Origin of the sequence: Lutispora thermophila DSM 19022, from assembly GCF_900142105.1 — a bacterium.
Lineage (GTDB): Bacteria > Bacillota > Clostridia > Lutisporales > Lutisporaceae > Lutispora > Lutispora thermophila.
Genome location: NZ_FQZS01000011.1, coordinates 86,096 through 98,945, shown reverse-complemented (window position 1 = coordinate 98,945; position 12,850 = coordinate 86,096). Strand labels below are relative to the sequence as shown.

Sequence of the window (12,850 nt, the reverse complement as noted above, 5' to 3'; positions counted from 1 at the left end):
AAACTACACCTTCTCTGATATTTTTTCTCCCATTATACCTGTTGGTTTAAAGAGGAGTACTAAAATAAGGATTATAAAAGCAAAAGCATCACGATAACCAGTTAATCCTTGGAAAATGGCAACAAGCATAATTTCACTTACTCCAAGGAAAAAGCCACCGATAACTGCACCGGTAATATTACCAATTCCACCTATTACTGCTGCTATAAAGCATTTCAAGCCAGGCATAACGCCCATTAATGGCTGAATCTGAGGGAATTTTAGTCCCCACATTATACCTCCAATAGCAGCTAATGCAGAACCTATACCAAATGTTGTAGAAATAGTTCTATCAATATTAACGCCCATAAGTTTTGCAGTTTCATGATCTTTAGAAACTGCTCGCATTGCCATACCTGTTTTGGTTTTATTAATCAAATATAATAGCATAACAAGCAATATAATTGTTACTATGGGTATTATAAATGTCAATCTTTGAACAGAAATATTACCGATGTAAACAACCTTTGTAAATAATTCTTCAGTGGGAAAAGCCTTAGGTCTTCCTCCAAAAATGACAATTGCAAGATTTTCAATCAAAAATGAAGCGCCAATGGCAGATATCATAATTGAAATTTTGGGCGCGTCTCTTAGACTTCTATAGGCCGCTATTTCAACGCCCATACCAAGTAAAATTGTTAGTATTATGGTTATTGGGAAAGCTATATACCATGGTAGTCCAAAAAATACGCCAAAAAAAGCAAAATAAGTAGCCATCATAAAAATGTCACCATGAGCAAAGTTAATTAATCTTAAGATGCCATAAACCATGGTGTAACCTATGGCAATGAGGGCATATAGACTTCCTAGAGAAATACCGTTGGCCAAATGCTGCAAGAACATTTCCCAAGTCATGTTTATCATATACTCACCACCTAATTAAATATTTTTACTTAAATAAGCTTCCATACTATAGGAAGCTTATTTATTACTTAATCATAAATCATACTTGGAAATTACTCATATTAATGAAACAAAATAATTGTCCAAATATATGCACAAATTAACATTTGTGTCTCTTATCGTAGGGGCCCCAAGGGTTTGTGAGCATTTTTAGTTAATTATACTATAGAATTTTTATTCACACAACAGCGATTTAATACAATGTTCTAGTTTATTTACATAATTAAATTGTCCTGTTCATTTTCTTTTATTTTCGTAAGCATTTCTAATATAGTATTGGCTTCTTTTTTTGTTAATTCTTTAGTATACGTTTTACCAGTTGTTTTTACTATTATGCTTTTTAAGTCTTCATTTGACATATTAATTTCTTTTGCATAAGCAAATATATCCATCAATTGTGTTTTTGAAGCTGTTTCCTTATCATCGTTTTCGCTGTTGTTTTCTACTTCTTCAAAGCCTGTGTATTCTACTCCATATCCGGCAAATCTTAAAGCTCTAGCTATGGCTCTTGTTTCAGCTAATTCTAAGATAGCATTTGATAAAATTCTGTCTCTTTTAGTAGATGCATTGCCAAGTCCGTTATATACTCCTTTTTCAGTTTTGACTGTAGCTTGAATTACTGCTATTTCGCCGTCATAAGATATTACTTTAGTCTCTATGCTAAGGCTGGAGTTATCTTCATGGGCAAGCCTTAATCTTCCACCAACTACAGGAAATAACTTTCCTTGAACTTTTACTAATTCTTCACTTTTAAAGTTACTAAGCATTTGATCACCTTCAATGAATGTTTTATAGTTTTATTTTTCTCAAATGCTCTAATATTATTAAAACTACATTGTGACTTATATATTATAATTATTTATATGTCCAAGTTTGCGGAAATTATTCTCTATTTTATAGCGGAACATATTTGTCTAATTATTAAGTATAATTTGTAGTGAAATTTCAAAATGCTTGGCATAATTACATTCTCATAAAAAGTTATTATAAATGCAATTTGACTTATTTAAGGTGCCATGTTCAAAGATAGTCATGTGGATTTTATTTCATAACCAATTATTTTAATAGAAATAAAATAATTGAGCTAGCAAAATTATTTTATAATTTAATGTATTAGGGGCATTTAAGAAAAACTATTGACTTTATTTATATTAGGGTATAATATAGAAAATAGATTTCGGGGCATGGCGCAGCTTGGTAGCGCGCTTGGTTCGGGACCAAGAGGCCGCAGGTTCAAATCCTGTTGCCCCGACCATTAAAAAACTGTTGAAATGCTTTTAAAAGCATTTCAACAGTTTTTAACTTATACTAGTAATTTTAATATTTAATCATCAAATTTGTTACATAGTATTTATTTACCTAATATTTTTATTGACCATAATAATCCATATAATTTTTTATAAACAATTTTTTGGACTCTTCAGCTACTAACACATTATTTAACTTTTTTAGAAATCTTTCATCTTTCCATTTTTTCTTTTTTATATATTTCTTTTTTCCTAGTTTATAGAATTTATATGGAAACATCAACATTGAAAGCAGTATCTTATATTCATTTTCGTTAATTTCTTTTATAGCAGCATATTTAGAAATAATCATTTTAAAAAGATCAAAGTTCCACAAATAGTTTTTCCTATACATGATTCTTCTCATAAATTTTCCTATATCAACAACAGGTAAGTCATATAAGCAACTTTCTAAATCGATAATGAAATAATTACTTTTATCATCTTTTAATATATTTTGGTAATAAAAACTATCATGGCATAAATAAAGTTCTTTTTTTCTTACATCACAAAGCTTGTTATAATCTGATTTTTTTAATATATATAAAGCTTGTTCAGCTTGATTAATAAAGTAATCAATATTTTCATAATAAATGCTATCAAAAATACTTTTGTCAGGTCTATTTTCTAAATTCTCCTTTAATTTGTTAAGTAATTTTAAATAATCATTGTATAACCTTGGAAGTTTACCAATATTATTTTTTATTGTGATATTCTTTGAAAAAAATCCCTTAGCTTTTTCATGAAATTCCGCTAATAAGCAGATGCTATCCGATACTTGTTCCAACTCATTAAAGTCAACTTCGTTAGCATTGATCCAATTAGTTAGGTAGTATGTAGAATTTTTTCTTTGAATAACTATATCGCCAGATATGCAGTATATGGGTTTTGTTACTTTATAAAAACCATTCATCCTTAAATACTCCATTATGTTTATGCTTTTAATGGCTCTTTTTTGCCCGTTTCCAATCTTTTTAAGGCAATAACTGCCATTAAAAGTATCAATTTTATAAACACTTCTCACTTTTTCTACCTTAATTATGTTTAAATCATATTCCCTAAGAATTTTATCAAGTTCAATCTGCTCGAAAAAAGTTATGTTTGATGACTCGTATATATATTTCAAGCATTTAGACATTTATATCAACCCCTATATCATTACATCATTACATTATATTTTTTTATGTACTAATATATAATCACAATAAGTAAAATTAAAAAATCCTTAGATTATTATATTGACATGTAATAAAATTTATAGTAAAATCAATAATGTTGTTGCCAAGGGCCTTTAGCTCAGTTGGTTAGAGCAACCGGCTCATAACCGGTTGGTCCGGGGTTCGAGTCCCTGAAGGCCCACCATTATAATATGCCTTGGTAGCTCAGTCGGTAGAGCAGAGGACTGAAAATCCTCGTGTCGGTGGTTCGATTCCGCCCCAAGGCACCATAAAATAGAAAAAAACAGAGATTTTTCTCTGTTTTTTTCTATTTTTTTAACCTGTAAAAAAAGTTTTTCATAGGTTCAAGGTTGTATTTTTGAGATGAAATTATTTGCTCGGTGCTTCCAACGAATAAAACACCTTCGGGACTAAGTGATTTACTAAATTTCATATATATATTATTTTTTGCTTCCTCAGTAAAGTATATCAACACATTTCTACATGTTATAATATCACAATCAGTTGGATACTTGTCCATTAAAAGATTGTGTTTTTTATACTCTACACATTTCTTTACTTCTTCTTTTATGTTATACATATTAGAATTTTTATTAAAGAATTTGTGTATAAAGTCACTTGGAAGATTAGCTAGACTTTTTTCATTATAAGTTCCTATTTTTGCTTTTCTAAGGGCATCATCATCTATATCTGTAGCATATATCTTAATATCTTTTAAGTTCATAAATTTGCTTAATAACATGACTAATGAATAAGGTTCTTCTCCTGTTGAACAAGCTGCACTCCATATTTTCAGATTATTTTTTTTGGATAACAGTTTAGGTATTATTTCTTTCTCTAAAATTTCCCACTGAGAAGGATTTCTATAAAACTCAGATACATTTATTGTTAAATAATTTATAAATTCGTTGTATAATCGGCTATCCTTTAATAAAGCATTATAATATGAATCGTAATCTTGAAAATTATTTCTGGTGATTAAAGAGTCTATTCTTCTTTTCATTTGACGTTCTTTATAACATGATAGATCTATATTAGTTAATTTAAATATTTTTTCTTTAAAGGTTTCATAACCTATAAGCATTTGCAAGCACCTCGCAGTAATTATGTATTTTAAATAATTCTAACATAAAAACTAAGTAAAAAAAAGTCGTGATATGTTGACATATCACGAAAATAGAATGTAAAGGGGGTCTCAATGTATTTTGTGAGGTCATTAAGTATTATTTACACTTTTAAAAAAAAAATACATTAGAATTTTAAAATTTAAAAATACCAACCTTATTTAAAGGTTGGTATATAAATAATTTATTGATCTACTTCTTTCATGCTAAGACTTAGTTTCTTTTCTGGAACATTAATATCAATAATTTTAGCTTTAACTATCTGATTAACTTGTAATACATCAGAAGGTTTTGCTATTCTTTTATCTGATATTTGTGATATGTGGATTAGTCCATCTACTCCCGGGATAACTTCTACAAAAGCGCCGAAGGGAGCAAACCTTAGAACTTTAACATCTATGATATCTCCTACCTTAAATTTATCTTCAATTGTAGACCAAGGTTCAGGCATTGTCTGCTTTAAGCCTAATGAAATTTTATTCTTTTCTTTATCTAAAGCAAGTATTACAACTTCTACTTTATCGCCTGGTTTTACAACTTCTGCTGGATGGTTTATTCTTGTGTATGATAGCTCAGAAATATGGATTAAACCATCTACTCCGCCTACATCAACAAAAGCTCCAAAATCAGTGATTCTTTTTACTTCACCTACAAGTTTTTGCCCAACTTCTGCGTTAGCCCAAAATTCGTTTTCTTTTTTAGCTTTTTCTTCTAATAAGTAGTCCTTTCTAGAAACGACAACTTTTTTATTGTCTTTATCAAATTCAATAATTTTAACATTTATTTTATTATTTTTGTAACCTTCTAGATCACTAACATATTTTACATCAAATAAGGATGCAGGCATAAATGTTCTTATTCCATATACTTCGACAATACCTCCACCTTTTACAATTTCTTTTATAACTCCTGGTACTGAAATCTTTTCGTTGTAGGCATACTCAAGTTTATACCAGTTTTTTTCCGCATCAACTAACTTCTTAGATAATACTACGTTGCCTTCTCCATCATTGATGCTAACAACTTTAACTTCTATTTCATCTCCTATCTTTACAATATCAGATATTTCTAAATCCATATCCCAAGTCAAATCTTCTTTTTTAATTATACCATCAGCCTTATATCCTATATTTACAAATACCTCTTCATCATTAAAGGATATTACAGTGCCTTTCACTGTCTCACCGGGATAAAGAGATCTAAAACTTTTCTCATATTCTTCCATAATGTTTTCGTTGTTAAAGTCTTGCATTTTAATTAAAACCTCCTTAATTATCCAATCAGGCGTTGAAGCTCCAGCAGTTATTCCAACTGTATGTGCCTTTATAAGCTTTTCTTTTGCTAAATCTTTGGCAGTTTCTATATGATAGGTATCATTGCAAAATTGCTTTGCGATTTCATATAGCTTTTTAGTATTTGAACTATTAAAACCACCAATAACAATCATTGCGTCCACACTTTGTGCTAGCTCTGTTACAGATTTTTGTCTATTTTCTGTTGCATTGCATATTGTATCGAATACTTCTACATCTTTAAATTTATCTTTAACTCTTTCTTTAATTCTATGCCAAAGATTTTTAGAAAAAGTTGTTTGTGCAACTAAACATATTTTATCATAATAAGAGAGTTTGTCCACCTTTTTTTCATCATCTATTACAATAGCTTCATTATTACACCATCCATTAATACCTATAACTTCAGGATGATTTTCGTCACCAGCTATTAATATTTTATAGTGGTCGTTATATTTTTCCTCAACTATCTTATGAATCCTTGATACAAATGGACATGTGCAATTTACAACATTAATGCCTTTAGAGATCATCTTTTCAAGTATTGATTTTGGTACACCATGAGATCGAATTATTATTATTGAATTTGAATCAATATTATCTGAAATACTTTCGATTTCTATTACTCCCATTTTTCTTAAATTCTCTATGACTTGTTGATTATGAATCAATGGTCCGTAGGTAAAAACTTTTTGACCATTGCTGCTTTTTATAGTCTTTAATGTTTGTGCAACGGCATTTTTAACTCCAAAGCAAAAACCTGCATTTTTATCCAATAAAATTTTCACTATATCACCTATTATTTTTTTATTTTTTTCATTATATCTAAGCTTATATTAATATAATCTTCATTTTTTAGCTTTTTATCAAAATACTCATCTAAAAAAATTGTATTACCAATGTTTATTGTTGTTCTATTAAAAAATTTATAATTTGTTTGAATTGTTATAGGAACAATGGGACTTCTAGACTTAATAGCAAGCATCGCAATTCCTGGCTCAGCTATCAATTCATCAGTTCTATTTCTGGTGCCTTCTGGGAATATGCCTATATTCTGCTTTTCTTGAAGTAATTTTAGTGAAGTTTTTATGCTTTTTAGGTCTGGTTGACCTCTTTTAACTGGAAAAGCACCTAATTTACTTAATATATATCCTATAATTTTATTTGAAAACAATTCACTTTTACCCATAAAATTAATCTTGCTAGGCAAGTTTATTGCGATAAGAATGGGATCTACTGCTTTTGCATGATTTCCACATACTATATAACCGTTATCTAATGGAAGATTATCCATACCATCAACTTTTACTGCATATAATATGTTGAATATAGGTTTTAACAAGAATTTTGCTATATTATATAACAAAGTTTTTCTCCCCCTTCATAAAAACATAATATAACATTTCTGATACAACTTCATCAATGCTTTTTCCAGTTGTATCAATAAGAATAGCATCCTCAGCTTGCCTCAAGGGAGAAGCTTCTCTATTTGCATCTATAAAGTCTCTTTCAATAATTTGCTTTTTTATCTCTTCTAGAGTGTGTTTCTTTTTGTCTGTAAGTTCATTATACCTTCTTAATGCTCTTTCTTCTACAGAAGCAGTTAAAAAAAACTTAATAAAGGCATTCGGAAAAACCGTAGTTCCTATATCTCTTCCATCAACAACAACATTTTTATTTGATGCTATTTTACGTTGTATCTCCACAACTATATCTCTAATTTCTGGTATCATAGCAATATAAGAAACGGTGGTATTGATTATATTGTCTCTTATCTTTTCACTTACATTTGCTCCATCAAGATATATTTTATTGTTTGAAAAATCTATGTCAGAGTTTCTTGCATGAAATATAATTCTTTCTATGTCATTAATATCTATACCAAGTTTTATTACTTTAAGAGTTATGGCACGAAATAAAGCCCCGGAGTCTATATAGGTGTAACCAATTCTTTCTGATAACATTTTTGCTACAGTACTTTTTCCAGCTCCTGCAGGACCATCAATTGCAATAGCATTAAAACCCAAAGCGATACCCCCTATTTTAGCTTGACTCTGCCTATTATTACAATGTTACTTTTTATATTATATCTCATACTTTTTTTAGGGGAAACAACATTTTCCGAAGTGTCTTCAATTATTATATTTATATTTTCCGCCAATTGCGTTCCATCAATTTCAATAACATCATTATTCCGTACTACTAAATCAATACTATTAGAATTGCTGTTATTAACTAGTTCACCATTTATATATGCTTTAACTTGTGATATATCTTTAAGATTTTCAGCAATAATTCTTATAGTACCTCTATCTTCGTAATGATAACTTTCAATGATTGCTTCACCTTCTAGTCTTAAAGTTGTATTTAAAGGCAGCAAATTGATATTTAAGGCCATAATTGATTGTATGGTAAAAGTTATTAAAAATAACAGCAAAAGAGCTTTTTTTAGTTTTATTCCAATATTGTCCCACCATTCCAAATACTTTACTTTCTTTTTTTCCATCCTTGAGTTCATAGCATAGCCTCCAAAAAATTTACTGCCTTATATTATGATGCTCAAATTATTAACAATTTAAACCCGCAGTATATCCTGTCGAGAATGCAATTTGCAGATTAAAGCCACCTGTGAATGCATCTACATCTAAAATCTCTCCTGCAAAATATAAACCTTTAATTAACTTAGATTCCATTGTCTTAGGATTTATTTCTTTAACACTTACTCCCCCAGAAGTAACAATAGCTTCTGATATTGGTCTTGTCCCAATGATTTCAAATTGTAAAGCCTTTAGTAAATTTACAAGTTTTTTTCTTTCTTCTTTTGAAATTTGATTTACTTGTTTATCTTCATGTATGCCAGATAATTTTATAATTACAGGAATAAGTTTTTTTGGTAGCAAATCATCTAATGAGTTTTTAAAGTGTCTATTACTGTATAAATTAAAATCTTTTAATAGCCTCTTATCTAGTTCTTCATGGCTTAAGCCAGGCTTTAAGTCAATTTCTATAATTGCTTTTTTATTCTTATTAATTTTGTCAGAAATATAGAAGCTGGCGGATAAAATCAGCGGACCAGATAAACCATAGTGAGTAAATAGCATTTCTCCAATTTCCTCAAATAGAATCTTTTCATCACATATTGCCTTAAGCGATACATTTTTTAGTGATAAACCTTGAATTTCCTTTATGTATTCTTCTTTAACTACTAAAGGTACTAATGATGGTAATAAGTCTGTTACATGATGGCCAAGCTGCTTTGCGAATCTATAACCATCTCCTGTAGAGCCAGTTAATGGATATGATAATCCACCTGTGGCAATAATTAGAGAAGAGCAATTAATTTTGCTACCATCTTCAATTTCTATGCCTGTTATTGTGTTATTTTCTGCAATAACTGATTTTACTCTTGAATTAAGCTTAACAACAACATTATTATTATATAAATGCTTTTCTAAAGCTTTTATAACATCACTAGATTTATCAGATAAAGGAAATACTCGTCCACCTCTTTCTGTCTTGGTTTTTAAACCCAGTTTATTAAAAAAATCAATTAAGTCATCATTAAAGAAATTATAGAAAGAACTGTATAAAAACTTAGAATTACGAGTTATATGAGATATAAACTCATCTTTTGGGGCAGAATTAGTTAGATTACATCTTCCTTTTCCAGTTATGAATAATTTCTTACCTAACTTATCATTTTTTTCTACCAGCAATACCTTTTTATTCCTTGAACCAGCTATACCTGCAGCCATCATCCCTGCAGGACCACCACCGACAACAATGACATCATATTTCATAAAATAACCTCTTTATATTTAATTTTAAATATTATAGCATATTGATTGTATTTGTTTATATTAAAAGTATTAATCAAAGATAATTTTTTATGACCCATAGGCAAGTTTAATGTTAGCCTTTTTTTGGTTTTTGAAGTAGTTTACAAAGTGTAAATCTCTATCGTATCTTTCATTGTATGAATAATATCTTTTCCCAAGCAATCAAAAAACCTGTTCATTGAACAGGTTTTTTGATTGCTTGATTATATTAGTACCAACCTCTTACTTTCATTGCAGCTGCAATTCTCTTTATAGAATGCATATAAGCAGCAGTTCTCATCGGTACATTATACTCTTCTTTTATCTTATAAATGTCATTAAATGCATCAACCATTGCTCTTTCTTCTTTTTCTTCTACTTCTTCTTCTGTCCAGTAATATCCATATAGGTTTTGCACCCATTCGAAGTATGAAACTGTAACACCACCAGCATTAGTTAAGATATCTGGAGTCACTAATATACCTCTTCTGTTTAATACTTCGTCTCCATCTGGGGTAGTTGGACCATTAGCTGCCTCACATATTAATTTAGCTTGAATTTTCTCTGCTACTTCTGCAGTTATTTCGTTCTCAAGCGCTGCAGGAACTAGTATATCTACAGGTAATGAGAAGAATTCGTCCTTAGTTATCTCTTTTGATCCTGGGAACCCTACTACAGTCTTGTGTTCTTTCATGTAATTAACTAATGCATGCATATCGAATCCATCTTCTTTGTAAACGGATCCATTCCATTCACAAACAGCAACAACTTTACCGCCTAGTTTTTCCATGTTGTATCCTGCATAGCTTCCAACATTACCTATTCCTTGTAAAGCTATAGTTGCACCATTGAAATTAATACCTAATCTTTTAGCTGCTTCCCTAGCTACAACGGCTACACCAAAACCTGTAGCAGCAGTCCTGCCTTTTGAACCACCAAATTCCAATGGTTTTCCTGTAATAACTCCTAAAGCATTTCTGCCTACTAACTTGTTATATTCATCAACCATCCAAGCCATTATCTGACCATTGGTATTTACATCAGGAGCGGGGACATCTACTTGTTCACCTAATATTTTGTATACAGCATCGATATATCCTCTTGATAATCTTTCTAATTCACCTTGAGAAAGAGTTTTTGGATCAACAATAACGCCACCTTTTCCTCCACCATATGGTATGCCAGTAACTCCGCATTTAAATGTCATCCAGATAGATAATGCCATAACTTCTTCTCTGCTTACATTTGGATGGAATCTAATGCCGCCTTTAAATGGGCCAACAGCATCATTATGCTGTGCTCTGTAACCGGTAAATACTTTAATTGAGCCATCGTCCATTCTTACAGGGATTGCAACTTCTAGAACTTTTAAAGGTTGCTTAAGGATTTCATAAACGTCAGCTTCAAGACCTAGTCTGTCACATGCTTCCTTAACCTGTTTTTGAGCATTTAAGAATGGATTTAAATTATCTTGGTGTGCCATATTTAAATAGACCTCCTAATAACATATATTAATTTAAAGCAGTGAGCCTGCTCTAAATTCCATATTATAACTTTAATCTAATAAGATATTCTATATGTTTTCACGAAATCCTTCTATTTATTGCAAATATTTAATAGTTGCAATATTTATTAAATTCTAAGAATATACTTTATATTTTTCCCAAATATCTTCGAGCTTACCGAAGGTCGTTGATACCTTTCTTTTTTCTTTTATACCGACAGCAACTATTAATGCATTCAAGAGGCTTAAAGGTGCAACCAAAGAATCTACAAAGGATTCCATATTGCTTTTGGCGGTAAGGGTAAAATCAGCATGAGATACTAAAGGAGATATTAGGCTATCTGTAATAGCGAGAACCTTAGCACCTTGTGATTTAGCATAATCTAACGCTTCAATTGTTTTTGAGGAATATCTTGGAAATCCAATACCAATTACTAAATCATCTTTATTGACTCTAAAAAGTATGTCAAATATATCAGAAACTGATCTACTTGTTACATAGACATTATTTCTAATCAAATTTAAGTAAAATGCTAGGAAGTCAGCTAAGGTTGTAGAACTTCTCATAGCAACTATATAAATATGCTTTGCTTCTGTAATAGCTTTTACAGCTTCTTCAAAAACTTTAAAATCTATACTCTCCATAGTCATTCTTAAATTGTCTATATCTGCTTTTAGAACTTTTTTTACTACATTTTCCTCATTTGAATAATCAGTAGACATTTCAATTCTTTGAACAGTAGTTAATCTAGTTCTAATCATTTCTTGGAGCTCTTTTTGCATATGAGGATAGCCTTCAAAGTCTAGTACATTTGCAAATCTTACTACGGTTGATTCGCTGACCCCAACCTTTTCTCCTAACTTGGCAGCGGTCATAAAAGCAGCTTTATCATAGTTCTCCATGATGTATTGAGCAATCATTTTTTGACCTTTACTCAATCTATGAAAGTTCATCTGAATTTTTTTCATTAAATCCTGATTTTCGTTCATTATATGACCCCATTACTTAATTATATTTTCCTAGCTATTTTTACATTTCATAGTGGAATATAATTTACATAAAATCCATTTTGTGCTATGAGTTAAATGTTAGACTTCCTATTGAAAATGCTTTCATTGAAAGATTATACTACAACTTTCTATATAAACTTATCAGTTATAATATTATTTAACTGCATTCTCTCCAAGGGAATAACCGATTTCCAATGCTTTTTTATTTAACTCTTCCGTACCATTTGGTACGTGATTTAATACTGCTTCTTCCAAAACTTCTTTAGAAACAACTTTGGAAATTGCAGCAACTACACCTATTGCTACAATATTAGTTACCATAGGTTTGCCCAATACATTGTGCGCTGTATGAATAATTGGTAATTTATATACTTTTATTTTTGAATCTCCAGTTTCAATGGATTCATCAACGATCATTATACCGTTCTCTTTTACCCCTTTGCTATATTGGTCGAAAGATTTTTGAGTTAAAGATAAAAATATATCGCAATCTCTTACTTTAGGAAAATCAATTTTATCTGTGGATATTATTACTTCTGCTTTACTAGCACCACCTCTTGCTTCTGGACCATAGGATTGAGTTTGAACAGCATTTTTTCCTTCCAATATTGCTGCTTCTGCTAGTATTATACCACCAGTTATTAGTCCTTGGCCTCCCGAGCCGCTTAATCTAATTTCATGCCTATCCATTACTA

General features: G+C 30.4%; 12 protein-coding genes and 3 tRNA genes. 3 read left to right on the top strand and 12 right to left on the bottom strand.

The annotated features are described in order from the left end of the window. Positions 1-3: 3 nt before the first annotated feature. Together BUB48_RS09215 and BUB48_RS09210 are read right to left on the bottom strand one after the other, a co-directional pair. The gene (locus BUB48_RS09215) at positions 4-894 is read right to left on the bottom strand and encodes a branched-chain amino acid ABC transporter permease (protein ID WP_084524469.1); all 891 of its coding nucleotides are present in this window, start codon (positions 892-894) and stop codon (positions 4-6) included. 263 nt (positions 895-1,157) lie between these two features. Next, positions 1,158-1,709 (bottom strand): hypothetical protein, encoded by a 552-nt coding sequence (locus BUB48_RS09210; protein ID WP_073025944.1) that lies wholly within the window; start codon positions 1,707-1,709, stop codon positions 1,158-1,160. 411 nt (positions 1,710-2,120) lie between these two features. Here BUB48_RS09210 and BUB48_RS09205 point away from each other — a divergent pair. Next, positions 2,121-2,197 (top strand) — tRNA-Pro (locus tag BUB48_RS09205). Between the two features lie 113 nt (positions 2,198-2,310). On the opposite strand, the gene BUB48_RS09200 is transcribed toward BUB48_RS09205, so the two are convergent. Next, entirely contained in the window at positions 2,311-3,366 is a 1,056-nt protein-coding gene (locus tag BUB48_RS09200; RefSeq protein ID WP_073025943.1) for a CotS family spore coat protein, read from the bottom strand. 147 nt (positions 3,367-3,513) lie between these two features. On the opposite strand from BUB48_RS09200, the gene BUB48_RS09195 reads away from it, so the two are divergent. Beyond that, positions 3,514-3,590: transfer RNA gene (locus BUB48_RS09195), tRNA-Ile, on the top strand. 9 nt (positions 3,591-3,599) lie between these two features. Beyond that, positions 3,600-3,675: transfer RNA gene (locus BUB48_RS09190), tRNA-Phe, on the top strand. A 38-nt stretch (positions 3,676-3,713) separates the two neighbouring features. Here BUB48_RS09190 and BUB48_RS09185 read toward each other — a convergent pair. From BUB48_RS09185 to BUB48_RS09145, 9 genes are all read right to left on the bottom strand, one after another. Next, a complete protein-coding gene (locus BUB48_RS09185; protein WP_073025942.1) occupies positions 3,714-4,490 on the bottom strand; it encodes a CheR family methyltransferase in 777 nt (258 codons plus the stop codon). Between the two features lie 224 nt (positions 4,491-4,714). Continuing rightward, positions 4,715-6,610, bottom strand: coding sequence for a bifunctional 4-hydroxy-3-methylbut-2-enyl diphosphate reductase/30S ribosomal protein S1 (locus BUB48_RS09180; RefSeq protein WP_073025941.1), 1,896 nt, complete (start codon positions 6,608-6,610; stop codon positions 4,715-4,717). A gap of 11 nt (positions 6,611-6,621) precedes the next feature. Beyond that, positions 6,622-7,188 (bottom strand): lysophospholipid acyltransferase family protein, encoded by a 567-nt coding sequence (locus tag BUB48_RS09175; protein ID WP_073025940.1) that lies wholly within the window; start codon positions 7,186-7,188, stop codon positions 6,622-6,624. Then, the gene (gene cmk, locus BUB48_RS09170; protein ID WP_073025939.1) at positions 7,178-7,849 is read right to left on the bottom strand and encodes a (d)CMP kinase; all 672 of its coding nucleotides are present in this window, start codon (positions 7,847-7,849) and stop codon (positions 7,178-7,180) included. Before cmk ends, BUB48_RS09175 begins: the two co-directional genes overlap by 11 nt. A gap of 11 nt (positions 7,850-7,860) precedes the next feature. After that, entirely contained in the window at positions 7,861-8,340 is a 480-nt protein-coding gene (locus BUB48_RS09165) for a hypothetical protein (protein WP_073025938.1), read from the bottom strand. Between the two features lie 49 nt (positions 8,341-8,389). Next, on the bottom strand, positions 8,390-9,622 hold the full coding sequence (locus BUB48_RS09160) for a BaiN/RdsA family NAD(P)/FAD-dependent oxidoreductase (protein WP_073025937.1): 1,233 nt from the start codon (positions 9,620-9,622) through the stop codon (positions 8,390-8,392). 247 nt (positions 9,623-9,869) lie between these two features. Then, on the bottom strand, positions 9,870-11,123 hold the full coding sequence (locus tag BUB48_RS09155; protein ID WP_073025936.1) for a Glu/Leu/Phe/Val family dehydrogenase: 1,254 nt from the start codon (positions 11,121-11,123) through the stop codon (positions 9,870-9,872). A 156-nt stretch (positions 11,124-11,279) separates the two neighbouring features. After that, positions 11,280-12,134: a MurR/RpiR family transcriptional regulator gene (locus tag BUB48_RS09150; protein ID WP_073025935.1), complete on the bottom strand. Its 855-nt coding sequence runs from the start codon at positions 12,132-12,134 to the stop codon at positions 11,280-11,282. A gap of 174 nt (positions 12,135-12,308) precedes the next feature. Further along, the gene (locus BUB48_RS09145; RefSeq protein ID WP_073025934.1) at positions 12,309-12,845 is read right to left on the bottom strand and encodes a 2-oxoacid:acceptor oxidoreductase family protein; all 537 of its coding nucleotides are present in this window, start codon (positions 12,843-12,845) and stop codon (positions 12,309-12,311) included. Positions 12,846-12,850 lie beyond the last annotated feature (5 nt).

Excerpts from the sequence above, each read along its gene's own strand:
- BUB48_RS09215 (WP_084524469.1), bottom strand. The coding sequence starts at position 894 with ATGACTTGGGAAATGTTCTTGCAGCATTTGGCCAACGGTATTTCTCTA.
- BUB48_RS09210 (WP_073025944.1), bottom strand. The coding sequence starts at position 1,709 with ATGCTTAGTAACTTTAAAAGTGAAGAATTAGTAAAAGTTCAAGGAAAG.
- BUB48_RS09200 (WP_073025943.1), bottom strand. The coding sequence starts at position 3,366 with ATGTCTAAATGCTTGAAATATATATACGAGTCATCAAACATAACTTTT.
- BUB48_RS09185 (WP_073025942.1), bottom strand. The coding sequence starts at position 4,490 with ATGCTTATAGGTTATGAAACCTTTAAAGAAAAAATATTTAAATTAACT.
- BUB48_RS09165 (WP_073025938.1), bottom strand. The coding sequence starts at position 8,340 with ATGAACTCAAGGATGGAAAAAAAGAAAGTAAAGTATTTGGAATGGTGG.
- BUB48_RS09160 (WP_073025937.1), bottom strand. The coding sequence starts at position 9,622 with ATGAAATATGATGTCATTGTTGTCGGTGGTGGTCCTGCAGGGATGATG.
- BUB48_RS09155 (WP_073025936.1), bottom strand. The coding sequence starts at position 11,123 with ATGGCACACCAAGATAATTTAAATCCATTCTTAAATGCTCAAAAACAG.
- BUB48_RS09150 (WP_073025935.1), bottom strand. The coding sequence starts at position 12,134 with ATGAACGAAAATCAGGATTTAATGAAAAAAATTCAGATGAACTTTCAT.
- BUB48_RS09145 (WP_073025934.1), bottom strand. The coding sequence starts at position 12,845 with ATGGATAGGCATGAAATTAGATTAAGCGGCTCGGGAGGCCAAGGACTA.